This is a genomic window from Marinovum sp. E3, from assembly GCF_055755275.1.
Genome location: NZ_CM146908.1, coordinates 3,395,020 through 3,420,567, shown reverse-complemented (window position 1 = coordinate 3,420,567; position 25,548 = coordinate 3,395,020). Strand labels below are relative to the sequence as shown.

23 protein-coding genes and 1 pseudogene are annotated in these 25,548 nt (G+C 65.5%); 11 read left to right on the top strand and 13 right to left on the bottom strand.

Features of this window, described 5'->3' with window-relative positions:
* Positions 1-71 precede the first annotated feature (71 nt).
* The 6 genes from soxB to AC0J5K_RS16645 all read left to right on the top strand — a co-directional run bounded on the left by soxB (position 72) and on the right by AC0J5K_RS16645 (position 6,567).
* On the top strand, positions 72-1,769 hold the full coding sequence (gene soxB, locus AC0J5K_RS16670) for a thiosulfohydrolase SoxB (RefSeq protein ID WP_274561789.1): 1,698 nt from the start codon (positions 72-74) through the stop codon (positions 1,767-1,769).
* Positions 1,770-1,894: 125 nt separating this feature from the next.
* On the top strand, positions 1,895-3,163 hold the full coding sequence (gene soxC / locus AC0J5K_RS16665; protein WP_274561788.1) for a sulfite dehydrogenase: 1,269 nt from the start codon (positions 1,895-1,897) through the stop codon (positions 3,161-3,163).
* On the top strand, positions 3,147-4,430 hold the full coding sequence (locus AC0J5K_RS16660; protein ID WP_083416167.1) for a c-type cytochrome: 1,284 nt from the start codon (positions 3,147-3,149) through the stop codon (positions 4,428-4,430). Before soxC ends, AC0J5K_RS16660 begins: the two co-directional genes overlap by 17 nt.
* Before the next feature lie 4 nt (positions 4,431-4,434).
* Positions 4,435-4,779 (top strand): c-type cytochrome, encoded by a 345-nt coding sequence (locus AC0J5K_RS16655; RefSeq protein ID WP_139211525.1) that lies wholly within the window; start codon positions 4,435-4,437, stop codon positions 4,777-4,779.
* A 30-nt stretch (positions 4,780-4,809) separates the two neighbouring features.
* Positions 4,810-6,075: an NAD(P)/FAD-dependent oxidoreductase gene (locus AC0J5K_RS16650; RefSeq protein WP_274561787.1), complete on the top strand. Its 1,266-nt coding sequence runs from the start codon at positions 4,810-4,812 to the stop codon at positions 6,073-6,075.
* Between the two features lie 60 nt (positions 6,076-6,135).
* Positions 6,136-6,567: a DUF302 domain-containing protein gene (locus AC0J5K_RS16645; protein ID WP_139211524.1), complete on the top strand. Its 432-nt coding sequence runs from the start codon at positions 6,136-6,138 to the stop codon at positions 6,565-6,567.
* Positions 6,568-6,573: 6 nt separating this feature from the next.
* Here AC0J5K_RS16645 and AC0J5K_RS16640 read toward each other — a convergent pair whose 3' ends face one another.
* The 6 genes and pseudogenes from AC0J5K_RS16640 to AC0J5K_RS16615 all read right to left on the bottom strand — a co-directional run bounded on the left by AC0J5K_RS16640 (position 6,574) and on the right by AC0J5K_RS16615 (position 12,327).
* Complete coding sequence (locus tag AC0J5K_RS16640) at positions 6,574-7,350, bottom strand: MBL fold metallo-hydrolase (RefSeq protein ID WP_420398611.1); 777 nt, start codon at positions 7,348-7,350, stop codon at positions 6,574-6,576.
* 86 nt (positions 7,351-7,436) lie between these two features.
* A complete protein-coding gene (locus AC0J5K_RS16635) occupies positions 7,437-8,663 on the bottom strand; it encodes an IS110 family RNA-guided transposase (protein WP_274565301.1) in 1,227 nt (408 codons plus the stop codon).
* Between the two features lie 249 nt (positions 8,664-8,912).
* Positions 8,913-9,104: pseudogene (locus tag AC0J5K_RS16630) on the bottom strand (MBL fold metallo-hydrolase); the annotation flags it as partial.
* Positions 9,104-10,006 (bottom strand): MBL fold metallo-hydrolase, encoded by a 903-nt coding sequence (locus AC0J5K_RS16625; protein WP_074839552.1) that lies wholly within the window; start codon positions 10,004-10,006, stop codon positions 9,104-9,106. The pseudogene AC0J5K_RS16630 and the gene AC0J5K_RS16625, both read right to left, overlap by 1 nt.
* Positions 10,007-10,135: 129 nt before the next feature.
* Entirely contained in the window at positions 10,136-11,050 is a 915-nt protein-coding gene (gene trhO, locus AC0J5K_RS16620) for an oxygen-dependent tRNA uridine(34) hydroxylase TrhO (RefSeq protein WP_074839550.1), read from the bottom strand.
* 59 nt (positions 11,051-11,109) lie between these two features.
* Entirely contained in the window at positions 11,110-12,327 is a 1,218-nt protein-coding gene (locus AC0J5K_RS16615; RefSeq protein WP_274565703.1) for an Hsp70 family protein, read from the bottom strand.
* A gap of 113 nt (positions 12,328-12,440) precedes the next feature.
* On the opposite strand from AC0J5K_RS16615, the gene pncA reads away from it, so the two are divergent.
* Together pncA and pncB are read left to right on the top strand one after the other, a co-directional pair.
* Positions 12,441-13,034, top strand: coding sequence for a bifunctional nicotinamidase/pyrazinamidase (pncA, locus tag AC0J5K_RS16610; protein WP_274565704.1), 594 nt, complete (start codon positions 12,441-12,443; stop codon positions 13,032-13,034).
* A 16-nt stretch (positions 13,035-13,050) separates the two neighbouring features.
* Positions 13,051-14,343, top strand: a complete 1,293-nt coding sequence (pncB, locus tag AC0J5K_RS16605; RefSeq protein WP_048533460.1) for a nicotinate phosphoribosyltransferase — start codon at positions 13,051-13,053, stop codon at positions 14,341-14,343.
* Positions 14,344-14,349: 6 nt separating this feature from the next.
* Here pncB and arfB read toward each other — a convergent pair whose 3' ends face one another.
* The 6 genes from arfB to AC0J5K_RS16575 all read right to left on the bottom strand — a co-directional run bounded on the left by arfB (position 14,350) and on the right by AC0J5K_RS16575 (position 19,794).
* Positions 14,350-14,769, bottom strand: a complete 420-nt coding sequence (gene arfB / locus AC0J5K_RS16600) for an alternative ribosome rescue aminoacyl-tRNA hydrolase ArfB (RefSeq protein WP_048533459.1) — start codon at positions 14,767-14,769, stop codon at positions 14,350-14,352.
* Between the two features lie 362 nt (positions 14,770-15,131).
* Entirely contained in the window at positions 15,132-15,782 is a 651-nt protein-coding gene (locus AC0J5K_RS16595; protein WP_274565705.1) for a queuosine precursor transporter, read from the bottom strand.
* 198 nt (positions 15,783-15,980) lie between these two features.
* The gene (locus tag AC0J5K_RS16590; protein ID WP_074839540.1) at positions 15,981-16,865 is read right to left on the bottom strand and encodes an esterase-like activity of phytase family protein; all 885 of its coding nucleotides are present in this window, start codon (positions 16,863-16,865) and stop codon (positions 15,981-15,983) included.
* 5 nt (positions 16,866-16,870) lie between these two features.
* Complete coding sequence (gene mepA, locus AC0J5K_RS16585; protein ID WP_274565706.1) at positions 16,871-17,818, bottom strand: penicillin-insensitive murein endopeptidase; 948 nt, start codon at positions 17,816-17,818, stop codon at positions 16,871-16,873.
* A complete protein-coding gene (locus AC0J5K_RS16580; RefSeq protein ID WP_074839535.1) occupies positions 17,794-19,149 on the bottom strand; it encodes an MFS transporter in 1,356 nt (451 codons plus the stop codon). Before AC0J5K_RS16580 ends, mepA begins: the two co-directional genes overlap by 25 nt.
* A gap of 108 nt (positions 19,150-19,257) precedes the next feature.
* Positions 19,258-19,794: an acyl-CoA thioesterase gene (locus AC0J5K_RS16575; protein ID WP_274565707.1), complete on the bottom strand. Its 537-nt coding sequence runs from the start codon at positions 19,792-19,794 to the stop codon at positions 19,258-19,260.
* Between the two features lie 127 nt (positions 19,795-19,921).
* On the opposite strand from AC0J5K_RS16575, the gene AC0J5K_RS16570 reads away from it, so the two are divergent.
* The 3 genes from AC0J5K_RS16570 to yaaA all read left to right on the top strand — a co-directional run bounded on the left by AC0J5K_RS16570 (position 19,922) and on the right by yaaA (position 23,171).
* Complete coding sequence (locus AC0J5K_RS16570) at positions 19,922-20,209, top strand: YggT family protein (protein WP_048533453.1); 288 nt, start codon at positions 19,922-19,924, stop codon at positions 20,207-20,209.
* A gap of 121 nt (positions 20,210-20,330) precedes the next feature.
* Positions 20,331-22,376, top strand: a complete 2,046-nt coding sequence (gene recQ, locus AC0J5K_RS16565) for a DNA helicase RecQ (RefSeq protein WP_274565708.1) — start codon at positions 20,331-20,333, stop codon at positions 22,374-22,376.
* A 24-nt stretch (positions 22,377-22,400) separates the two neighbouring features.
* A complete protein-coding gene (yaaA, locus tag AC0J5K_RS16560; RefSeq protein WP_274565709.1) occupies positions 22,401-23,171 on the top strand; it encodes a peroxide stress protein YaaA in 771 nt (256 codons plus the stop codon).
* A 41-nt stretch (positions 23,172-23,212) separates the two neighbouring features.
* Here yaaA and AC0J5K_RS16555 read toward each other — a convergent pair whose 3' ends face one another.
* Complete coding sequence (locus AC0J5K_RS16555) at positions 23,213-25,420, bottom strand: response regulator (RefSeq protein WP_274565710.1); 2,208 nt, start codon at positions 25,418-25,420, stop codon at positions 23,213-23,215.
* Positions 25,421-25,548: the final 128 nt, after the last annotated feature.

Here is a 25,548-nt window from a genome sequence, read left to right as displayed (position 1 = left end):
CTTGACTTATTCACATATGCGCATGTGAAGCCGTGTGTGAGAAAAGCCCTGTGTGATACAAGGAGCCTCCGATGATCTCCCGCCGCGATTTCCTTCAGGTCTCGATGGCCGCCTCGGCCATGCTTGGCGCCTCCGGTTTCGGCACCTGGTCGCGCCTGGCCGCGCAGCAGGCGCTGACCCAGGACCAGCTTCTGGAGTTCGACACCTTCGGCAATGTCTCGCTGATCCATGTCACCGACATCCACGCCCAGATGAAGCCGATCTATTTTCGCGAGCCGTCGATCAATATCGGCGTCGGCGACAACAAGGGCGCGGTGCCGCATGTGACCGGCGCCGATTTCCGCCGGCTCTACGGCATCGACGACGGCTCGTCCGCGCATTATGCGCTGTCGTCGGGCGATTTCTCGGCCTTGGCGCAGACTTATGGCCGGGTTGGCGGGCTCGACCGGGTGGCCACGGTAATCAATGCGATCCGCGCCGCGCGTCCCGATGCGCTGCTGCTGGATGGCGGTGACACCTGGCACGGCAGCTATACCTGTTATCACACCCAGGGCCAGGACATGGTCAACGTGATGAACGCGCTGAAACCCGATGCCATGACCTTTCACTGGGAGTTCACGCTGGGTTCGGACCGGGTGGCCGAGATCGTCGAGGGCCTGCCCTTCGCCGCGCTGGGGCAGAACATCTTTGACGCCGAATGGGACGAACCGGCCGAGCTCTTCCCGCCCTACAAGTTCTTTGAACGCGGCGGCGTCAAGATCGCCGTCATCGGCCAGGCCTTCCCCTATATGCCGATCGCCAACCCCGGCTGGATGTTCCCGGAATACGCCTTTGGCATCCGCGACGAGAACATGCAGGACATGGTCGACGAAGTGCGCGCGCAGGGCGCCGAGCTGGTGGTTTGCCTGTCGCACAACGGGTTCGACGTCGACAAGAAGATGGCCGGCATCGTCACCGGCATCGACGTGATCCTCTCGGGCCACACCCATGACGCGCTGCCCGAGCCGGTGCTGGTGGGCGACACGATCATCGTGGCGAGCGGGTCCAACGGCAAGTTCGTCTCGCGCGTGGATCTCGATGTACGGAACGGGCGGATGATGGGCTTTCGGCACAAGCTGATCCCGATCTTTTCCGACGTGATCACCCCCGACAAGGAGGTTGCCGCCGTCATCGACGCAGAGCGCGCGCCTTATGAGGCGGAGCTGCAAGAGGTGATCGGCGAGAGCGAGAGCCTGCTTTACCGCCGCGGCAATTTCAACGGGTCGTGGGACGACCTGATTTGCGATGCGCTGCTGTCGGAACGCGACGCCGAGATTGCGCTGTCTCCGGGCGTGCGCTGGGGGCCGTCGCTGATCCCCGGTCAGAAGATCACCCGCGAGGATATCTGGAACGTCACCTCGATGACCTATCCCAACGCCTACCGCACCGAAATGACGGGCGAATTCCTGAAAATTGTGCTCGAGGACGTGGCCGACAACATCTTCAACCCGGATCCCTATTACCAGCAGGGCGGCGATATGGTGCGCGTTGGCGGCATGGGCTACCGGATCGACATTTCGAAACCGCAGGGCGAGCGCATCTCCGAGATGACGCTGCTTTCGACCGGCGAGGCCATCGACCCGGCGCGCACCTACGTTGTCGCCGGCTGGGCCTCTGTGAACGAAGGCACCGAAGGCCCGCCGATCTGGGATGTGGTCGAGGCCCATATCTCCAAGCTGGGAACTGTCCGGCTTGATCCGAATACCAGCGTCGCCGTGACCGGCGTCTGAAGGCACAGAAGACCTGCCTGACCGCCCGACCCCGGGCGCACCGAACATGCCGTACTGCCCTCGGGCAGTGCGCTCTCCAATCGCGCCGTCCAAGCGGCAAACCGCAACCAAGGGAGAAGGGCCATATGTCTGACATCCTGAAATCATCCCGCCGCGCGTTCCTGCGCGGCAGCGTGGCCGCCGCCGCCGGTGCCGTCACCGCCGGGGCCGCCCGCGCCGCCACCCCCGATCCGCTGATCACCGAAGTGCAGGACTGGGCGTCCGGGCTCGGCCAGGGCGTCGACGAGGTGCCTTATGGCCTGCCCATCGAATTCGAGAGCGACGTGATCCGCCGCAATGTCGAATGGCTCACCGCCGATACGATCAGCTCGATCAATTTCACCCCGATCCACGCGCTCGACGGCACGATTACGCCGCAGGGCTGCGCCTTCGAACGGCATCACTCGGGCGCCATCGACCTGAAGAAGGAGGATTACCGCCTGATGATCAACGGGCTGGTCGATCGGCCGTTGGTCTTCACCTATGCCGATCTCGAGCGTTTTCCGCGCGAGAACCACGTCTATTTCTGCGAATGCGCCGCCAACACCGGCATGGAATGGGCCGGCGCGCAGCTCAATGGCGCGCAGTTCACCCATGGCATGATTCACAACATGGAATACACCGGCGTGCCGCTGCGCAGCCTGCTGAAAGAGGCCGGGCTGTCGGGCGAGACGGCGGGCAAATGGGTCTATGTCGAAGGCGCCGATGCCTCGTCGAACGGCCGCTCGATCCCGCTGGAGAAGGCGCTGGATGACGTTCTGGTGGCGTTCAAGGCCAATGGCGAAGCGCTGCGCAAGGAGCATGGCTACCCGGTGCGCCTGGTGGTGCCGGGCTGGGAAGGCAACATGTGGATCAAGTGGCTGCGCCGGATCGAGGTGCTCGATCAGCCGGTCGAAAGCCGCGAAGAAACCTCGAAATACACCGACACGCTGGCCGACGGGACCAGCCGCAAATGGACATGGGTGATGGACGCCAAGTCGGTCATCACCTCGCCCTCGCCGCAAATGCCCATCACTCACGGACCCGGGCCGCTGGTTGTCACTGGCATGGCCTGGACGGGGCACGGGCGGATCACCCGCGTCGACGTCTCCCGGGACGGCGGCAAGAGCTGGGAGACCGCACGGCTTTCGCAGGAGGGCGGAAACAAGGCGCTGGTGCGCTTCTATCTCGATACCGACTGGGACGGTGGCGAGATGCTGTTGCAGGCCCGCGCGATGGACGAGACCGGCTATGTCCAGCCGACCAAGTCCCAGCTGCGCGACGTGCGCGGCGAAAATTCGATCTATCACAACAACTGCATTCAGACCTGGCATGTCAAATCCAACGGGGAGGCCGAAAATGTCGAAGTTTCCTAAAGCCGCTCTGTTTGTCGGCGCGGGCGCGGGCATTGCCGCGACCGCCGGTCTGGCCATCACCCTGGCCGACCGCTTTGTCACCCCGATGCCCGCCACGGCGCCCACGATCGCCTTTCAAATCCCCGGTGGCGGCGCCCCGGCGGCCGAGGTGATCCCGGCCGCGACCGAAGTGGCCGAGCAAGCCGGGCTGGCAGAGCCGGCGGACGTGCCGCAGGCCGGGGCCGCCGCCAGCGCGCCAGAGGCCCCGGTGATGAAGATGGCAGCGGCCCAGGGCCTGACAGACAGCCGCCTCGGCCTCGGCCGCCCGGCATTGGAAGCGGAAATCGCCGCCTGGGACGTCGATATCCTGCCCGATGGCACCGGCTTGCCCGAAGGTTCCGGCGATGTCTGGACCGGCGAAGAGGTCTTTGCCGAGCAATGCGCCGCCTGTCATGGCGATTTTGCCGAGGGCGTCGGCAACTGGCCGACGCTGGCCGGCGGCTGGGACACGCTGGACCGGAAAGACCCGGTCAAGACCGTGGGCAGCTATTGGCCCTATCTCTCGACGGTCTGGGATTATGTCCACCGCTCCATGCCCTTTGGCGCGGCGCAGACATTGAGCGATGACGAGGTCTATGCGATCACCGCCTATATCCTCTATTCCAACGATATCGTTGACGAGGATTTCACCCTCAGCCACGAGAACTTCCTCGAAGTCGAGATGCCCAACGCCGCGGGCTTCATCGTCGATGACCGGGCCGAGGCGGAATATGCGCAATGGCGGGCCGAGCCCTGCATGGAGAACTGCAAGGACAGCGTCGAAATCACCATGCGCGCCACCGTTCTGGACGTGACGCCGGATCAGGCCGGGGCGGCCGAAGACCCGCCTGCGGTCGAAAAGGCCACGGTCGAAGAGACCGAAGCCGTCGAAGAGGCCGAAGCCGTGGTGCCGGCCGCGCTTGATGCCGAACTGGTGGCGGCCGGTGAACGGGTGTTCCGGAAGTGCAAGTCCTGCCATCAGGTCGGCGAAGGGGCCAAGAACCGCACTGGCCCCGCGCTGAACGGCATTGTCGGCCATCCGGCCGGCGCGATCGACGGATTCTCGTATTCGAAAGCGTTGAAGCAGGCCGGCGAAGATGGTCTGATATGGACAGAGGAAGACCTCAAAGCCTTTCTGGCCAAACCGCGCGACTATCTGCAAGGCACCAAGATGTCCTTCTCGGGCCTGCGCAAGGAGGCGGATCAGGCTGCGGTGGTCGAATACCTGAAATCCTTCGCCGAGGAGTGAAGTCATGCCCGTCGCCCCCCGCCCGCTGACCGTCGCCCTGGCGCTCTGTCTCGGGTGGGCGGCGGCGGTGACGGCCGAAGAGGAGACGGAGATCGGCGAAATCCTCGCCATCGAGGGCGACCCGGAGTATGGTGAATACCTGTCATCGGAATGCACCACCTGCCATCAGGCCTCTGGCAGCGACGCCATTCCCGCGATCGTCGGATGGCCGCAAGAGGCCTTCGTCGTCGCCCTGCACGGCTATAAATCGGGCCAGAGATCCCATCCCGCCATGCAGATGATCGCCGGGCGCCTGTCCGACGAGGAGATTGCGGCGCTGGCCGCATATTTCGGGACGCTCGCACCATAGGGCGGCCCTGCTTTATGGGAGGAGACGGACATGTCATTCAACAGACGGGCCTTTATCGGCACCGCCGCGGCGGCCGCGACGCTTCGCGCGCCGATGGTGCGGGCGGGGAGCCATGGCAAGCCTCGGGTTGTCGTCGTGGGCGGCGGCGCCGGCGGCGCCACGGCGGCACGTTACATCGCCAAGGACAGCGCCGGCGAGATCGACGTCACGCTGATCGAGCCAGCGCGAAGCTATTACACCTGCTTTTTCTCCAATCTCTACATCGGCGGCTTTCGGACGATCGAGAGCATCGCGCATTCCTATGGCACCCTGGCCAGCGACTATGGGATCAACGTGGTGCACGACTGGGCCACCGGGGTGGACCGCGCCGCCAAATCCGTCGCGCTCGCCGGCGGCGGCCGGGTGCCGTATGACCGGCTGATCCTCTCGCCGGGCATCGATTTCGTCGCGGGCTCGGTGGCCGGCTGGGACCTCACGTCGCAGAATGCCATGCCGCATGCCTACAAGGGCGGCTCTCAGACCGAGTTGCTGAAGGCGCAGATCCTTGCGATGCCCGAAGGCGGAACCTTCGTGATGGTCGCGCCGCCCAACCCCTACCGCTGCCCGCCGGGGCCCTATGAGCGGGTGTCGATGGTGGCGCATGTGCTCAAGCAGAGCAATCCGACCGCCAAGATCATCATCGCCGATTCCAAGGCCAATTTCTCCAAGCAGGGGCTGTTCGAGGCCGGTTGGGAGGCGCATTACCCGGGCATGATCACCCGCATCGGCCCGGATTTCGGCGGCGAGAATGTGACCGTGAACCCGGCCGAGATGACGGTGGACATCGATGGCGAAGTGATCGAGGCGGCGGCCTGCAACGTGATCCCGGCGCAGAAGGCCGGCCATATCGCCGATCTGGCGGGGGTGACCGAGGGCAACTGGGCGCCGGTGAATGCCGTCGACATGTCGTCCAAGGTCGATCCCGAGATCCACGTTCTGGGCGATTCTGCGGCGCAGGGCGACATGCCGAAATCGGGCTTTTCCGCCAATTCGCAGGCCAAGGTCTGTGCCAATGCGGTGCGCGGCGCGCTGACCGGAAGCCGTGTCTTTCCGGCGCGGTTCTCCAATACCTGCTGGTCGCTGATCGATGCGGACGATGGCGTCAAGGTCGGCGCCACCTATGAGGCGACCGAAGAAAAGATCGCCCGGATCGACGGCTTCGTCAGCCAGACCGGTGAAGATGCGGCGACGCGCAAGGCGACCTACGAGGAAAGTCTCGGCTGGTATGACGCGATCACCAGTGACATGTTCGGCTGAAACCGGACCGGGGCGGGCTCTGCCCCGGGGCGGGGCCCGACTTTGAGGAGAGCACTACAGATGATCCGCCTGATTCCGCTGGCTTTTGCCGCCAGCCTGGCCGGCGCCGCCATGGCCGAAGCGCCAGTGATCACCCATGTCTATGACGGCAGCTACGAGGATGCGCTGTTCAGCGTCGAAAACGCCATCGTCAATCAGGGGTTGGTGGTGGATTACCGCAGCCACATCGGCGAGATGCTGGCGCGCACCCGTCAGGACGTGGGCGGCGCGCCGCTGTTTGATGCGGCGGATGCCTTTCTGTTCTGTTCGGCGCAGGTCTCGCGGCAGGTGATGGAGGCCGATCCCGCCAATATCGCCTATTGTCCCTACAGCGTCTTTGTCACCGACCGCGCCGGCAAGGTCGAGATCGGCTATCGCAGCTATCCCGCCGGCCCGATGGACGCGGTCGAGACGCTTCTGGGCGAGATCGTCGCAGAAGCGCTGGCGTTCTGAGCCGGCTCACTCCCATTCCATCTGCTCGTAGACCCGGCCGGCGTTCTTGGTTGCCAGTTCTTCGAAGGTGTCGAGATGGGCAAAGGGCGACTGGTCGACGTAATAAGCCTCGGCCAGCCCGCCGCCGGCGTCGATATGGGCGCCGATCTGCCCGCGCAGGAATTCCAAGTAGTCGCGCGTGTAGCGCCGCACCTGAGCCATGTTGGTGGGATGGCCGTGGCCGGGGATCACATAGGTCGCGCCCAGCGGTTCAAACGCCCTGTCCCAGGTGTCCAGCCAATCGGCGGTGATCGTATGTTCGAAGATCGGCAGCAGGCGTTCGTGAAACGCCATATCGCCCGAGATCACCAGCGATTGCTCGGGCAGCCAGATCACGATGTCGCCGGGGCTGTGGGCCGGGCCGAGATAGCGCGCTTCGATGCGGAAATCGCCTTTTTCGAGGATGTATGTCTCGGCGAAGGTCTCGGTCGGCAGGGTGATCTCCGTCCCCTCGCCGCGGTCGCGGTTGTAGCGCATCATGCCGCTCAGGATCTGGCCGCCGGAGTGCTCCAGCTCCCGCGCCGCATCTTCGTGGGCAATGATCGGCACGCCCTGCGCCGCCCAGTAGGAATTGCCCAGCGCCGCATGCCCCTGGCCGTTCTCGTTGAAGACCGCGATGACCGGCTGGTTGGTCACTTTCCTGATCTCGTCATGCAGCGCCCGAGCCAGCTGGTGCGCCGCGCCGCTGTTGATGACGACCACCCCCGCGCCGGTGACGATACAGATGAGATTGAACAGCCCCATTTTTCGATTTTGTGCTATTCTTGAGGCGCGGGTGACCACGTGGCGAAGGACGGGACGTGAGGTTCAAGTCCCGTCACGCAGCCTTGTCATAGTCGTTCCTCGGGTGTGGCGCCCGCACCCTTCCGCGGCTTCTTCTTTCGCCAGCCCTCCATCATGCGGCGATAGGCGATTTCTGACAGTTCGGCGCCTGCGCGGTCGGCACGCCGGCGATGTGGCAGATTGTAGTCTGCCGTGGCGCCCTTTTTTCCGCGTTCAGAAGGCATCCCGGCAGCGAGTTCCATGGACCGGCGCTTGCGCGCCATGAGAGCCGGGCTCGCCCAGGTATAGTCCTCACGTTTGGTCAGCAGGTGCCAGATGAGGACCGCCAGTTTGCGCGCGACGGCCACAGCGGCAATGTGATTGCCGCGGCGGGCGCGGACGCGCTCGTAGAAGGCGCGCAGAGGGCCGGGCGAACGGACGGTCTGCCAGGCAGCCTCGACCAGCAGGAAGCGCGCGTGAGAGCGCCCGCGCTTGGTGATACGGCCATGACGGGCAGGTCCATCCCCGGACTGAAAGACGCTGGGATTGAGACCGATATAGGCCACAAGCGCGTCGGGTGAGCCAAACCGATCAATCCGGCCGATGGCCGCCATCACGCCGACTGCCACGATCATGTCGATGCCCGGGATCGTCATCAACCGTTGGACGTTTTCGTCCGCCAGCGCCGCCTGGGCGATGTCTTTTTCAATGTCTTTCAGCGCGATTGTGAGTCGGTCGTGCTCGGCGATATGGCGCTCCACTGCGGAGCGCTCATCGTCTGGCAACACTTGCGCGCGCAGCCAAGCGCGCCCCTTGCCGCCGAAGATATCGGCATGGGGGCACCGCGGGACAAGATGCGCATGCAAGATTGAGTGAACGAAGCCCTTCAGCCGGACACGCTGTTTCACGAGCTGGCTGCGGCGCGCCACCTGCCGGCGCCGCGCCAGCGTCGCCTCGTCCGGGATCCACACTTCGGGTAGAAAACCCGCGGCGTAGAGTTTTGCCAGAACGCCCGCATCAATCTTGTCTGTCTTGGTCTTGGCCTTCGCGATCAGATGCACCTGCAGCGGGTTGGCTACCGCAACCCGTGCCACATGCGGCGACAGAAGGTCGACCACCGCTACCGTATTGCCGGTCGATTCCAGCACGACGTGGTCCGCGGCCTCCAATTCTGCCGCGAAGGCCCTAAGTTTGTCGCGTGTCATCTCTACTCGGCCCAGATGGGTCAGCGCGGTACCTTCCAGCGCCACCACTTCGGCAAAGTCCCGATGAATGTCCATTCCTATGATCCGCATACTCCCTCCACTTCAAAAGCATTCACGTCGTGGGAGCAGGCGGGCACGCGGCAACTACAGATCCGTGCTCTCGGCACATCCGGGCAAGCCGCAGGGGCGACCAGATAAAGCTTCGGGCTCGCAGCCCATGTCTCAAGCTCGGTCTGCCCGCACTTTCGTGCTCCCGGCGCCCCAAATCCCGGATGGTGCTACCCTATCTCCGATCTGCACAGACTGGCAGGGTTTCGAAGCGCCGATTCTATCATGCCGGATAAAGCTCAGATTGTTGTTGTGGCCGGCGTTTTCATAGGTCGGTGGGGCGGTGGCGCCGATGGCGGACCAGACCCCGGGAATGAACTCGACCGGTTTGGAATAGAGCAGCGAGCCGGGGTATTGATCGGCGATCTCCTCGTTGGCAAGGGCGGGCGCGGCGAGCAGGGCCAAGGCCAGGGCGATCCGCATCACGTCGCCTCCGGCAGGAAGACATAGCCGTCGCCATGGGCCTCGGCCCGGCCGAGCCCGCCGGGCAGGTGAAAGCCGATCAGCCGCATCTGCTCGGTGGAAAGCCGATCGAGCAGGCGCAGGCGGGTGGCGGCGGCGGTGTCAACGTCCTGGTCCGAGCCGGAGGGCCAGCTCGGTCGTTCGAAGGCGACATGGTGATTGCCGATGGCATCTCCGACGACCATCATCGCGTCAGTGCCGCTGCGCAGCTCGAAGGACATATGGCCCGGGGTGTGGCCGAAGCTGGCATGGGCCAAAACGCCGGGCAGGATTTCGGCGCCATCGGTGAAGGTGGTGATCCGGTCACCCAGGGCCTCGAGCCGCCGTTTCGCGCCGACGGCAAAGGCCTGCCGCGCCGGGCCGATGGTGTCGACGGTGGTGTCGTCCAGCCAGTAATCCAGCTCGGTCGCGCCGATCAGATGGGTGGCCTCGGCAAACAGCGGATCGCCGAAATCGTCGAGCAGCCCCCAGATGTGGTCTGGGTGGCCATGGGTAACCACGACATGGGTGATGTCGTCCGGCGACAGGCCGAGGGCATCAAAGGCAGCTTGAAGCTTGCCGGCCGAGGGCTGGAAATCCGGACCGGCGCCAGCGTCGAAGAGCACGGTTCTCTCGTCATCGCGCAGCAGCGTCAGGTTGCAGCCCGGCGTCAGGCTGTCGCGATCGAGATCGTATTTGCGCAGGATCGGCGTCAGCGCCTGTTGCGGCATCGGGCCGAAGATGAAATCGCCGGGCAGCGCCAGGTTGCCATCGCTGAGCGTGTCGATCCGCATTGCGCCAAGGGTGGTGCCCGACCAGACCGGGCCGGCCAGGGCCAGACCGGCGCCGAGACCGGCCAGCATCTCTCTGCGGGTGAGTGCCATGACGACGTCCTCCCAAACATAATGTCATATGCGAATATGACCGTTCGTTTGGTGGATGGCAAGGACGGGGGCGCTGTCCCATCGCCGCGCGCGGCGATTCACCCGCGGTATCTGCCAACAGAAAAAGGATCAGACGCCGTGATCGCCGCCGAGGTGTTTCTCGCCCCGTTTGCGGGACAGTTCGATCTGTTTCTGGCGCTCGCGAAAGCGGGTCTTGTCGGCGTCGGAGGTCTCGCGCACGCAATGGTGGCAGGCCACGCCGTGTTCGTACTCCGGGCGGGCGCGGTCTTGGGGAAGGATCGGGCGGCGGCAGGCATGGCAGAGCAGATGCGGGCCTTCCCTGAGACCGTGACCCACCGAGACCCGGCCGTCGAAGACGAAACACTCGCCTTGCCAGCTGCTCTGCGCTTCGGGCACCTCTTCGAGATATTTCAGGATGCCGCCCCTGAGGTGGAACACATCCTCGACCCCCTGGCCGAGCAGGTAATTGGTGGATTTCTCGCAGCGGATGCCGCCGGTGCAGAACATTGCTACCTTCTTGTTGTGAAAGCGGTGCTTGTTGTCTTGCCACCACTTGGGAAAGTCACGGAAACTGGCGGTTCCGGGATCGATGGCGCCGTCAAAGGTGCCGATGGCGACCTCGTAATCGTTGCGCGTGTCGATCACCGCCACATCCGGGCTCTGGATCAACTCGTTCCAGTCGGCGGGATCGACGTAATGGCCGGTGCGGGCGCGCGGATCGACGTCGGGCTGGCCCATGGTGACGATCTCGCGCTTGAGCCGCACCTTCATCCGGGCAAAGGGCGGGGCGCTGGCGCGGCTTTCCTTATGCGCGAGATCAGCGCAGCCGGGCAGGGCGCGGATATGCGCCAGCACCGCGTCGATGCCGGCGCGCGGGCCGGCGATGGTCCCGTTGATCCCCTCCTGCGCCAGCAAGAGCGTGCCGGTGATGCCCTGATCTTGACAGAGCATCCGGAGCGGGCCCTGTACGGCGGCGGGATCCTCGAAGCGGGTGAAGTGATAGAGCGCGGCAACGGTGTACATGGGCTGCATGTACGCAGACCGGGCGGCGCAGGCAAGATCGCCGGCGCCCGGTCCTGCGATTACCGCGCCGCGAAGGCCAGGCCGTGCACCACCGCGGTAAAGACCTCGGCGGTTTCCTGCCGCGCCTCCGGCAGCCGCCTTGCCAGCGCCTGCCGGACGCCGGACAGCTGGCTGGAGCCGCCGACAAAGACCACCATGTCGACCTGGTCGGGCCGGCAACCGCCGTCCTTGAGCGTCGCCAGCGCCATGTCGCCAATGCGCGCGGCAGCGGAGGAGAGTTCGTGCTGCAACTGCACCCCCCAAAGATCGATCCGCAGCCCGCGTTGCACCACGTCGAGCGCGATTTCGCCGCGCTCGGCGTCATTGGCGGCGATTTTTCCTGCCTCGACCGCATAGGCGATGTCATGGCCCAGATGCATTTCGAGCACCTCGGCCAGTCGCTCGAAGAGCACGGGGTCGCGGGCCAGCCGGATCCAGCGTTTCACCTCGCGCAGCAGTGCCGCATCATAGACAAAGGCGATCTTTTCCCAGCTGGCCAGATCGTGGAACAATGCGCGCGGGGCGGCATGGGTCTTGGCGCCCAGCTCGGCGCCGATTTCGGCCCCGTGGCCCAGCAGCGGCATGACATGGGCGAGGCTCAGGCTGCGGTCGAAATCGGTGCCGCCGAGCCGCAGCCCGCGGCTGGCGATCACCCGGGTCTGGCCGCGCGCGCGTTCGCAGAGGGTGAAATCCGAGGTGCCGCCGCCGATATCGACGATCAGCATGCGGCCCTCGCCGGCCACCGCCAGCGCCGCCGCTTCCGGTTCGGGCAGGAAATCGACCGCGCGAAAGCCCGCCAGCGCATAGGCTTCGCGCAGGTCGATCTCCGCCTGGGCGTCCTTGTCCTCGGATTCGGAGTGGAACCTGACCGGCCTGCCGGAGATCGCGGCCTCGAAGCTCTGACCGGTGATCCGTTCCGAGCGGCATCGAATCTCGGCCAGGAACCGGCCGATCACCTCGATCAGCGTCATCCGCTCGTTGAGAAACCGCCGTTTTTCGCGTGCCAGCGGCGTGCCGAGGATGCTTTTCAGCCCACGCATGAAGCGGCCGTCCTGCCCCTCCATCATCGCCCGCGCCGCGGCCTCGCCATAGACAAAGCGCTTGTCGGTGAAATCGACAAAGACCGCCGTCGGCAGGGTCTGCGCGCCCGCTTCGAGCGGCAGGGCGGCGGGGCGACCATCCCGCAGGATGCCGGCGCCGGTGTTGGAGGTTCCGAAATCTATGCCAAGCCGTGCCATCCGCACCTCTGATCCATCGCGAAGCGGCGGCTATAGCGGCAAGGATGGGCCATGGCAATTCCGCAATGCCGATTCTAAGCTGCGGCGAAACCGGGACTACAGGAGGCCGCCTGATGCGCGCTCTTATCGTGATCGACGTGCAAAACGATTTCTGCCCCGGCGGGGCGCTGGCGGTCGGGGGCGGCGACGAGATCGTGGCGCCGATCAATGCCCTGATGGCGGACTTCGAGGCGGTGGTGCTGACCCAGGACTGGCATCCGGCGGGGCATTCCTCCTTTGCCAGCCAGCACCCGGGCAAGGCGCCCTTCGCGATGACCGATATGGACTATGGGCCGCAGGTGCTCTGGCCGGATCATTGCGTTCAGGGCTCGGAGGGGGCGCAGTTTCACCCGAAACTCGAAACGACGCGCGCCGATCTGATCATTCGCAAGGGGTTCCGGCCGGCGATCGACAGCTATTCGGCGTTTTTCGAGAACGATCACGCGACGCCCACCGGGCTCGAAGGCTATCTGCGCACGCGCGGGATCAGCGAGCTGGTGATGGTGGGGCTGGCGCTGGATTTCTGCGTCGGCTTTTCGGCGGTGGATGCGGCCAATCTCGGCTTTGGCGTCACGGTGTTGGGCGATCACTGCCGCGCCATCGATCTGGATGGGTCGCTGGCGGCGGCGACAACCAACATGCAGAACGCCGGCGTCACGCTGCGCTGAGGGAAGGACGGTCGAGATGGTCGATATCGCCACCCGCGTGTGGAATCACAAATGGAAGATCGACCCGATCGTCCGCTCGCTGATCGACACCGATTTCTACAAGCTGCTGATGTGCCAGTCGGTGTTTCGCAACAAGCGCGACACGCAGGTCAGCTTTTCGCTGATCAACCGGACGAAATCGGTGCGCCTGGCCGAGCTGATCGACGAGGGCGAATTGCGCGAACAGCTCGATCACATCCGCTCGCTGTCCTTGTCGCGCGGCGAGAGCACCTGGCTGCGCGGCAACATGTTCTATGGCAAGCGGTCGATGTTCCGTTCGGATTTCATGGAATGGTTCGAAAACCTGCGCCTGCCGCCCTATCACCTGGAAAAGCGCGACGGCCAGTACGAGCTGACCTTCGAAGGCGCCTGGCCCGAGGTCATGCTCTGGGAGATCCCGGCGCTTGCCGTGCTGATGGAGCTGCGCGGGCGGGCGGTGCTCAATGACATGGGGCGGTTCGAATTGCAGGTGCTCTATGCACGGGCGATGACCAAGCTCTGGGAAAAGGTCGAAGGCCTGCGCGCCATCGACAATCTGCGGATCGCCGATTTCGGCACAAGACGGCGGCATTCCTTTCTGTGGCAGGATTGGTGTGTGCAGGCGATGACCGAAGGGCTGGGGCAGAGCTTTGTCGGCACCTCGAACTGCCTGATCGCCAAGAACCGCGATCTCGAGGCGATCGGCACCAATGCCCATGAGCTGCCGATGGTCTATGCCGCGCTGGCCGAGGATGACGCGGCCCTGGCGCGGGCGCCTTACGACGTGCTGGCCGACTGGCACGAAGAGCACGACGGCAACCTGCGCATCATCCTGCCCGACACCTATGGCACCCAAGGTTTCCTCGACAAGGCGCCGGATTGGCTGGCCGGCTGGACCGGCATCCGCATCGACAGCGGCGATCCGGCCAAGGCCGCCGAGGCGGCGATCGCCTGGTGGACCGCCCGCGGCGAGGACCCGCGCAACAAGCTGGTGATCTTTTCCGACGGGCTCGACGTGGAGAACATCGCGGCGTTGCACGCGCAATTCTCGGGCCGGGTGCGGGTGTCCTTTGGTTGGGGCACGAATTTGACCAATGATTTCCGCGGGTTGGTGCCGGACGGCGGGCTCGACGCCTTTTCGCTGGTCTGCAAGGCGGTCTCGGCCGAGGGGCGGCCGACGGTCAAGCTCTCGGACAACCCGGAAAAGGCGATGGGGCCGGAGACGGAGATCCAGCGCTACAAGCGGGTGTTCGGCGTGGGCGAGCAGGAGCGGATCGAGGTGGTGGTGTAGGCCGGGCTATTCCTCGACCTTCCCCCTGAGCGCCTTGACTTCGCCGCGCTTCTTTTTCGCATCCACGCGTTTGCGTTTCTGGTTCTGCGACACCCGCGTCGGGATGCGCCGTTTCGGGCGTTCCAGCGCCTTGCGCACCATCTCGGCCAGCCGTTCGCGGGCGATCTCGCGGTTGCGGGCCTGGGAGCGGGTTTCGTCGACCTGGATGATCAGCGCGCCGTCGCGGGTCCATTTGCGGCCGGCGATGCGTTGCAGCCGGCGTTTGACCGGATCGGGCAGGGCGGGCGAGCGGGCGGCCTCGAAGCGGAGTTCCACCGCCGTCGAGACCTTGTTCACATTCTGCCCGCCGGGGCCCGAGGCGCGGATGAATTGCTCCGTCAGCTCCCAGTCGGCGATTTCGATCTGATCGTTGATGTGCAGGGTCATGCGGGTGAATATGGCAGGCTGAGGGCGAACGGCAAGGTCGCAAGCGGCGCGGGGCCTCGCGAGCCGAGTACGGCCCGGACCTGGTCCGGGACCTCCCCGGGGTCGCGCGCCGGTCCCGCCAGTCATTTGAATCGAAAAGGGCCATGCCCGGCGGCATGGCCCTTCGAGAATGTCAGGAGGTGGGGCCGGTTAGGTCCTACCAATTCGGGGTGAAACTCCCCCAAGGGCTGCCTCAGAGGGCCTCTCCCCGAACTGTTCCGACACCTTTCTCCAATACCTCTCTAGACACTGAAGCACCTCCTTTCTGTTTGTTGTCCGTACTCGAATCATGGCACGGACAGGCCAAATCGCAAAAGGTTTTTTCAGGCCAGAGCGCGATTTTGCCCAAGCCGTGCGACGATTGCCCGAAACGGGATCAATGCGATCAGCGCCAGCGAGAGCTTCACCAGCCAGTCGGCAAAGGCCAGCGTCACCCAGAGCGGCGCCAGCGGGCCGGTGTTCAGGAAGGGCACAGCCTCCCAGGCCCAGTTGATCGCGGCATCGGCCTCGGCGCCGAACAGGGTGACAGAGGCGGAAAAGGCGATGGTAAAGAACAGCGCGGTGTCCAGCGCCGAGCCGACCAGCGTCGAGACCAGCGGCGCACGCCACCAGCGGCCTGCGCGAAAGCGGTTGAAGACGGCGATATCGGTGAGCTGCGCCACGAGGAAGGCAAGGCCCGAGGCCACGGCGATGCGCAGCGGCACGGCGGCATAGGTGTAGCCGTCGCCCTGCAACATGATCTGGCTGCCCACAAGCGAACAGATCACGCCGGTGACGAAGCCTGCCAGCACGACCTTGCGCGCGGCGCGGACGCCATAGACCCGGTTCATCACATCGGTGACGAGAAAGGCCAGCGGATAGGTGAAGGCGCCCCAGGTGAGGAGCCCGTCGAGAATGAGGAATTGAACGAGAATGTTCGAAGCCACGACGATCGCGGCCATGGCAAGAATGCCGGGAAGATGGGTGCGGTTCATGTCTGATGCCCGTTTTTGCAAGGTTGCGGCGACTTGGCTCCCGAAACGGGAACGGGCGGGGCATATAGAGGTGCTGCGCCTCGGTCAAGGGGAAGCCGGGCAGGCGGGGCGCGCCGCGGGCCAGGGGGCCCCGGATCGGGGTCCGGGGCGGGTGGTCTTCGGGCGCGGGGAATGCCGGGTCGGATCCGGGCGATTGCCTCAGGGCAGCAGGTATTCGACGATCTCGCTGCGTTGGAACGGGTTGAAATTGTCGTCCGAGATCATGGTCAGCCTGATCTGGCCGGTGGCGGCGCGGGTGACGGCGAGGCCTTCGAGATTGTCGTGCCGCGCGAGATGGCTCACCAGCAGCACCTCGCCCGGGCCGAGCGCCGTTTCCGAAAGCGGAAAGCGCCGGACCCGCGAGCGAAAGCCGAGGCCGGTGAATTCGCGCTCGAGCAGATAGAACATGCCGTCGGGGCCGATATCGGCGCCGGTGGGTTGAAAGCCGCCGATCCGGGGGATCGCAAAGGGCTGATCCCAGCGGGTGCCGTTGAAACGATAGACCGGGAAGGGGCGGGTCAACTGGCCCGAACGTTCCGGCATCGTGTAAAGCCAGCCCCGGCTGTCCACCGCCAGCGCCTCGAGCGCGGAATTGTTCTGCATGCCGTCGAAATCGGGGTGGCTGGGCAGCGCCTGCGCCCGCGCCATCGTCGGATAGGCCCAGACCCGGGCCCGGCCCTCGAAAGAGATGTAGCGCCGGCCGTCGGCGGCAATGGCCAGCCCCTCGGCATCCTGCGCCACCTTGCGGTGCATCGGGTTGCCGCCGGTGTTCATCAGCGGCTGGGGGGCGGTGCCCTCGACCCGGGTGATGCGGCCGTTTTCGCGGATCAGCCGGCCTTCGACAAAGCGGCCCCGGTCCGAGATCGCGACGAAGCTTTCGCCATCCTCGGCCAGCTCGAACCCCGACATCCCGCCAAAGCCTTCGGCGTCGCTTTGCCAGGAAAAGCTCTGAAGATGCCGCGCCGTGGGCGGGGTTTCGGCCGCGATGCAGCCGCTGGCGAGCCCTGCCAGTCCGAGGCAGGCCGCCCTGAGAAATCGTGTCATCGGGGTTACTTCGCCTCCAGCACGCTGGCGCATTGCAAGGGCAGATCCGCGAGCACCAATTCGCGTTTGGGCTTGGGCGGCGGGGCGTTCGGGTCCGGCGGCGGCGGGTTGAGGATACGATCAACCCAGCCCTGCGCCTCCTGACAGCCGTCGCCGGGGGGGGGCGGGTTCTGGTTCACGCAGCCGCTGGCGCCGGGCGGGCAGGAGAGGCGCACGTGGAAATGATAGTGATGCCCCCACCACGGCCGGATCTTGCGCAGCCAGGCGCGGTCGCCGGTTTCGTCGTTGCACATCCGCACCTTGGCGCCGGGAAAGATGAAGATCCGCGCCACCCGCGGATCCGAGGCGGCGGCTTTCAGCAGGGCGTGATGCGCGGGCGTCCAGTCGTCATTGGTAAAGGCGCCATTCGAGCGGCGCAGCGAGATCGACGAGATCTGTTCGCGCGCCTGCTGGGACAAGCCGAGATTGGCGGCGGGGCGCAGCCAGATATCGGCGTCGAGGCCAATCTGGTGGCTGGTGTGGCCGGTCAGCATCGGCCCGCCGCGGGGCTGCGACATGTCGCCGACGTAAATCCCGTTCCAGCCCGGAAACTGCGCGGCGCGGGCCGAGAGCTTGCGGACGTAATCGATCATCTCCGGGTGGGCCCAGTTGCGGTTGCGCGACAGGCGCATCGCCTGCCAGGTCGGGCCGGTTTCCGGCAATTGCACGCCCCCCGCCAGGCAGCCCTTGGCATAGCTGCCATAAGCTGCCGTGCGCTGATCCGATCCGGCGCGCTGCGCGCCAAACAGCTGTTTGGCCTGCTTGCTCGACAGCACGCCGAGGGAATCGCCGATCGTCGGCTGCGGGGCGCTGGCCAGCGTCGCCTTGGTCCTTGTGCCGTCAGAGCCGCCGCAAGCGGCGAGGAGAGCACATAAAATCGTGGCGCCGGCTAGGCGGAACGGATGTCGGACCATGCTGCTCGGTCTCCCTCTGGTTTTACCCAGCGTAGCAACAAAAGTCCGATCAGGAAAAGCCCGATGAGCGGGGTCACGCCCAATTGCTGCGAGCCGGTGATCTGGGTTGTCACGCCGATCAGAAGCGGCGCGAGAAAGGAGGTCGCCTTGCCCGCCAGCGCATAGAGCCCGAAGGCTTCGGTCATCCGCGCCGGGTCGGCCTGGCGCACCATCATCGTGCGGCTGGCCGACTGGATCACCCCGCCCGCCGCGCCGATCACCGCGCCGATCACGTAGAAGGCGATGTCGGGCAGGGCCGAGCCCTCGGCCAGCGCCACGCCATAGATCGACTGGCGCGAGACCAGCACCGTCGAGACCGCGGCACAGGTCAGCGCCAGGATGGCGGCGGTGATCACCGGCCGGGGGCCGAAGCGCGCATCCCACTTGCCGCCGAGCCAGGCAAACAGCGCACCCGAGATGATTGCGAGGATGCCGAAGATGCCGACGTCGACCACGCTCCAGCCCAGCACGCCGGCGGCATAGATGCCGCCAAAGACATACATCCCGTTGAGCGCGTCGCGGTAGAACATCGAGCTGGCCAGATAGGCAAAGAGCGACGGCGTTTGCGGCAGCCGCCGCAGCGTCCGCCCGAGGTCATGCAGCGCGCGGCGCAGGGCGCCGGGGTGCCGCGCCGTGGGCTTCGGGTCGCGCACCCAGGCGAAAAACGGGATCATGAAGACCACGTACCACAGCGCCGTCAGCGGCCCGACAAACCGGGTGCCTTCGCGCGCCTCGCCGTCGAGACCGAAGGGCGGGGCGAGGCCCAGCATGGTGCGGCCGGTCTCGGCGCTTTCGGCAAAGAAGGCCAGCATCAGCACCAGCGCCACCAGCCCGCCGCAATAGCCGAAGGCCCAGCCGTTGCCCGAAATCCGGCCGATCTCTTGCGGGCTGCCCAGATCCGGCAGCATGGAATTGGTGAAGATCGTGGCAAATTCCATCCCGATCAGCCCGATGGCAAAGGCCAGCAGGATCAGCACGAGGTTGAAATCCCCCGGCGCGGCAAACCAGAGCGCGGCCGAGCCCAGCACATACATCAGCGAAAACAGCCAGATGAAGCGCATCCGCTGGCCCGAGGTGTCGGCCAATGCGCCCAGAACCGGCGCCAGCAGGGCGATGACCAGCCCGGCACCGCCGATGCCGTAGCCCCAGGCCGCCTGTGCGGCGCTGCCGTCACCCATCAGTTCCTTGACGTAGGGGGCAAAGATGAAGGTGAGCAGCAGGGTGTTGAACGGCTGGCTCGCCCAGTCGAAAAAGAACCAGCCCCAAATCCGTTTGCGTTTCGTCGCGTCCATGATGCCCCCGTGGTTTGCGGCGGTTAAGCCCGACTGCGCGGCGTGGCGCAAGATTTACTTGCTCCGGCCAGGGCAGTCACCGCCCGGAAACTCCGCCGCCATCCCGGCTCAGCCCTCGGACATCGGTGGCCAGGGGCGGGCATCCTCGGCCGCGATCCAGGCCTTGATATGATCCGGCAGCTCCGGCATCCCCTCCGCTCCGATCTCGGCCAGAAGCTCGGCCGGCGACACGATCCCCTTGGGGCCGGTCACCGCGGTGCGGTACATCGCATGGCTGGCGCATTCGCCGTTGTTTTTCCACATCGACTGTTCGAGGTAGACAAAGCGGTGATCCACCCCCACCGCCTGCGACCGCATCTCGAAGCTCTCAAACGGCCGGATGCGCCGGCGGTAGCGGGTGCAGGAGCCGGCCACGGTCAGCCCCCATTTGCGCCGTCGCAGCACCGCCATGAAGCCGGTCCGCTGGGCCAGCGGGATACGCCCGAGGTCGTAGAGCGTCAGCGTGCGGCCGTTGTTCAGCTCCATCCAGAAGTCGATGTCCCAGGGCCAGCAGCGGTGGCGCGACACATGGGTGCCGGTCACCGGCAGGCGCGGCGCCTTGCGGAACAGGTACAACTCTTTGAACATGCGGATGAACGGATACATGCGGGCCACCTCCAGCCGCAGGTGTGCGCCGCGGCGCGACGGGCGGCAAGCCGTGACGCGGCGACACTTGTGCTTTGGTCGTGCCGGCCTTACCTAGATTGCGCGAAAAGGCGGAGACATAAAGCAGATGTACGCGATTTACGGGCCCCTGAAGCTCATCCTCGATGTGGCGTTCTTTATCATGATTGCCCATATCATCATGAGTTGGCTGATCAATTTCCAGGTGCTGAACCTGCGTCAGCCGCTGGTCTCGCAGATCTGGTACGGGCTGAACCGCCTGCTCGAGCCGATCTATCGCCCGATCCGCAACATCCTGCCGGACACCAGCCCGCTTGACCTGGCGCCGCTGGTGGCTTTCATCATCCTGATCTCGCTGCGCGATTTCATCCTGCCCGAGATGTTCGGCCTGATCTGAGACCCGATCGCGGCACGCCCCGGATCACGTCCGGGGCGGTGTCGGGGCCTTGTTCACCGAATCTCAATGTGTGATTGTTGGGATAAGAGCAGTTTGACACAAATCTAGCAGGTTTTGCCCCATGGACGACGCCGCCACGCTATTGCGGGACGTGTTCGGATTCGACGGATTCCGCCCCGGTCAGGGGGAGATCGTCGAGGCCGTGGCGGCCGGCCAGAACGTGCTGGCGATCATGCCCACCGGCGGCGGCAAATCGCTCTGTTTCCAGCTTCCGGCGCTGCTCCGCCCGGGCGTGACCGTGGTGATCTCGCCGCTGATCGCGTTGATGCGCGACCAGGTGCGCGGATTGCGCGAGGCCGGCGTCGCGGCCGGCGCGCTGACCTCGGGCAACACCCCCGAGGAGACCGAGGCGGTCTGGCAAGCGCTCGAAGCCGGCACGCTGAAGTTGCTCTACCTCGCCCCGGAGCGGCTGGCCGCCGGCGGTACCATGCAGATGCTGCACCGCATCGGTGTCAGCCTGATCGCCGTCGACGAGGCGCATTGCGTCAGCCAGTGGGGCCATGATTTCCGCCCCGACTACCTGCGCATCGGCGAACTGCGCCGCGCGCTCGACGTGCCGCTGGCCGCCTTCACCGCCACCGCCGACCGCGAGACCCAGGACGAGATCGTCACAAGGCTGTTTGACGGCGAGGAACCGGCGCGTTTCCTGCGCGGCTTCGACCGGCCCAACATCCACCTGGCGTTTCAGCCCAAGGACAGCCCGCGTCGCCAGATCCTCGATTTTGCCGCCGCCCGCCGCAGCCAGTCAGGCATCGTCTATTGCGGCACCCGCGCAAAGACCGAGGGGCTGGCCCGCGCACTGTCCGAGGATGGCCACACCGCCTGTTTCTACCATGGCGGTATGGAGGCCGAGGACCGGCGCATCGTCGAGAGCCGCTTTGCCCGCGAGGACGGGTTGATCGTGGTGGCCACCGTGGCCTTTGGCATGGGGGTCGACAAGCCCGACATTCGCTGGGTGGCCCATGCCGACCTGCCGAAATCCATCGAGGCCTATTACCAGGAGATCGGCCGCGCCGGCCGCGATGGTGGCCCGGCCGAGACGCTGACTCTTTTCGGCCCCGACGACATCCGCCTGCGCCGCACCCAGATCGACGAGGGCCTTGCCCCGCCGGAACGCCGCGCCGCCGATCACGGCCGGCTCAACGCGCTTCTGGGTCTGGCCGAAGCGCTGGAGTGCCGCCGCAAGACCCTGCTGGGCTATTTCGGCGAAGACGCCGAAACCTGCGGCCACTGCGACCTGTGCCAGACCCCGGTCGAGACCTTTGATGCTACTGAAGCGGTCCGCAAGGCGCTCTCGGCGGCGCTGCGGACCGGCGAATGGTTCGGCGCCGGCCATCTGATCGATATCGTCATGGGCAACGAGACCGACAAGGTGCGCCAGAAGGGCCACGAGCAGCTGCCCACCTTCGGCGTCGGGCGCGAGTTTGACAAGCGCGGCTGGCAGGCGGTGTTCCGGCAGATGATGGGCCATGACCTGATGCGCCCCGATCCCGAACGCCACGGCGCGTTGCGGATGACCGAGGCCGCGCGGCCGATCCTGCGTGGCGAGGCCGCGATCACCCTGCGCCGCGACACGATTGCCAGGGCCCAGGCGAAACGCCGCCCGGCGGTCAAGGCGATGGTCAGCGAAGAGGATGCGCCGCTCCTGTCGGCGCTCAAGGCCAAACGACGCGCGCTGGCCGAGGCGGCAAGCGTGCCGGCCTATATCATCTTCAACGACCGCACCCTGATCGAGATGGCCGAGACCAAGCCGTCGAACCTCGACCAGATGGCGCGGATCTCGGGCGTCGGCGCCAAGAAGCTCGACAGCTACGGCGCCGATTTCCTCGCCGTCATCACCGGCGCGGCGGAAGAGATGCACCCGACCCGGCGCAAGCTGGCCGGGCGCGACGCCGGCGCGGTCTATGACCGGCTGATGCAGGTCCAGGCCGATCTGGCGCGCGGCGCCTGTGGCACCGAAAAACCGCTGTCTTGCTCGGCTTCGCTGCTGGCCAAGGTGGCCGAACGGCGGCCCTCGCTGCCCGAAGAGCTCGAGCGGCTCTTGGGCGAACGGCGCAGCGAACGTTTTGGCGCGGCCTTTCTGGACGTTTTGCGCGAAGCATCCTAAGTCCGGGCGAAACGGAGGGATGCGATGCTTGTGGTGATTTCCCCGGCCAAGCGGCTGGATTGGTCAGAGGTCGATGTCGAGACGACCGCGCCTGCGATGCAGGAAGAGGCGCTGCGGCTGGCCAAGACCGCGCGCAACCTGACCCTGGGCGACCTCAAGGGGCTGATGGGCCTCAGCGACGATCTGGCCCGGCTCAACCGCGACCGATTCAAGGCCTTCGCCGCCGAGCCCACGCCGGAGGCCACCCGCCCGGCGGTCTTCGGATTTGCCGGCGACACCTATCAGGGGCTCGAGGCGCGTTCGCTCGAGCCGGACGAGTTGCGTTATGCCCAGGATCACCTGCGGGTGCTGTCGGGGCTCTACGGCGTGCTGCGCCCGCTCGATGCGATCCAGCCCTACCGGCTTGAAATGGGGTCGCGGCTCAAGACGCGGCGCGGCAGCAACCTTTATCACTACTGGGGCGACCGGATTGCCCGGGCGCTGAACGCCCAGGCCGAGGCCACCGGCAGCGCGGTGCTGGTCAATTGCGCCAGCCAGGAATATTTCGGCGCGGTTGATCTCAAGGCGCTGAAGGCGCGGGTGGTGACGCCGCAATTCTATGACATGAAGAACGGCCAGCCCAAGATCATCAGCTTCTTTGCCAAGAAAGCGCGCGGCGCGATGGCGCGTTATGTGGTGCAGACCAGGCTCACCACGCCTGACGACCTGCTCGGTTTCGATCTCGGCGGCTATCGCTACAACGAAGAGCTGTCGGAACCGGATCGCCCGGCGTTCCTGCACGACGACAGGGGCTAGGCCGGGCGGGTGTCGGCCCGCCCCTCCGCGCCCGACACCCCTCAGCCGGCGCGCATCGCCGCCTTCCGGGGCGTGTATTTTGTCAACATCTCCTCGATGGCGGCGCGTTTCAGCGGCTTGGTGATGTAATCGTCGAGCCCCGCCGCGATCAGCGCCTCGCGGTCGCCGGTCATCGCATGGGCGGTGCAGGCGATGATCGGGGTGCGGTGCCCGCCGCCCTCCTCGAGCTTGCGGATTTCCAGAGTGGCCGCCTTGCCGTCCATCTCGGGCATCGAGATATCCATGAAAACGATATCGGGCCGAAGCTCGCGAAAAAGCGCCACCGCCTCGACGCCGTTGTTGGCGAAATGCAGATCAACCGGCAGGGATTTGACCATCTTGCGGAAAACGAACTGATTGGTCCGGTTGTCCTCGGCGGCGAGGACTTGCAGCCTGACCGCCTCGGGCGGCTCTGGTTCCGGCTTTTCCGCGGCCGGCGGCGGCGGCAGTTTTGGTAAGGACGGAGGTGCGGCGACCAGCGGCGCCTCGGTGACACCGCTGAGCACCTCGAATAGCCGGGCACGCGGCACCGGTTTTTGCAGGATGGCATGCAAATGCCTGGCGGCCGGATCCTGCTCGGCAAAGCCGGTGTTCGAACTGAGCATCACGATCGGCGCCTCCTGCCCGGCCGCGCGCAGCGCCTCGGCAAGCTCGAGCCCGTCAAGTTCGGGCATGTTGTGATCGGTCAGCACGAGGTCGAACCCGCCCCCCTGGCTGACCAGGTCAAGTGCCTCGCGACCATTGGCGCAGCTCGCGGTTTCCACCAGCATGACCTGAAGCTGCTTTTCCAGGATCAGCCGGTTGACCGGTTTGTCATCGACGATCAGCACCCGGCGCAGATGGCGCGGCATCACCGGCGGTTGCACGGTCTCGCCCGAGGGGCAGGGCAGGGTGAGGGTAAAGCCGAAGCTAGAGCCCTGGCCCTGCACGCTGTCGACCCAGACTTCGCCGCCCATCAGGCCGATCAGCCGCTTGGTGATGGCCAGCCCCAGCCCGGTGCCTTCGAATTTCCGGTTGCGCTCGCTCTCAACTTGGTTGAATTCGCCGAACACATGGCCAAGCTGGTCGGGCGGAATGCCGATGCCGGTATCCTCGACCGTGACATGGATGGCCGATGTGCCATCGTCGCGCGGCACCCCCACCACGCGGGTGAGCACATGGCCCCTGAGGGTGAATTTCACCGCATTGCCGATGATATTGGTCAGCACCTGGCGGATGCGCCCGGGATCGCCGAAAAATTGCGTCGGCAGGAAGATGTCGTAATCGACCAGCAGGTCGATCCCCTTGTCGCGGGCCGTGGGTTGCAGCAGCATGACGATCTCGTGGATCGCGCGTTCGAGATCGAAGGTTTCGGGGTGCAGCTCGAGCTTGTCAGCCTCGATCTTGGAATAATCGAGCACGTCGTTGATGATCACCAGAAGCGCCTCGCCAGAGCTGCGCATGGTGTTGACGTAAAGCCGCTGTTCTTCGCTCAGCTCGGTATCGGTCAACAGTTCGGCCATGCCGATCACGCCGTTCATCGGAGTGCGGATCTCGTGGCTCATATTGGCGAGAAAGGCCGATTTGGCGCGGTTCGCCGCCTCGGCCCGGTTGCGCGCCCGGCGCAGGTCTTTTTCATAGCGGATGGTGTCGGTGATATTGAGCACAAGGCTCACCACGTCGCCGGCCTCTCCGCGCCGGTCATGCACGCGGATGTAATTGTCATTCCAGAGCCTGAGGGTCACCGGTTCGGGACTGGGCGATTGCCAGCGCCCCAGCATCATCGCGCGCCAGTCGGCCGGGGCAAGGTCGTCGGTGTCGACGATGCCCTCTTCGGTCAGCAATTGCAGGACACGGGCAAAGGAGATGCCGGGCTGGATTTCCTCGATCCCGTCGAACACCGAGAGATAGGCGGAATTGGCAAAGATCAGACAGTGATTGGCGTCGAAGAAGGCAAATCCGTCCTCGATGGTTTCCACCGCCTGACCCAGCCGGCGTTCGGCGACCTCGAGGTTTTCGGTGGCGCGGGTGAGGTCGGATTTCACCCGCTGGTTCTCGTCGCGCACCGTGGCCATTTCGGCGCGCTTTTCGACGATCTCCTCGCTCAGCGCGCGGGCATGATGGCCAAGCTTGCGATTGGCGGCAAAAAGCTCGGCCTGCTTGAGCTCGAGCAGGCGCTCCGCCGCAAGGCGGGCGCGGCGTTCCTCGGCAAGTTTGCTGGCGAGAGTCATCGCCCGGCTCCGGTCGTTCTTCTGCTCATTGGCGGCACCTTGGCGGCAAGGGGTGAAGATCTGTTTAAGCCGCGCCGGGAGCGGCAATTGACGCAGCATTGACGCCAGGGCGGGAATCGTTGCCAGGT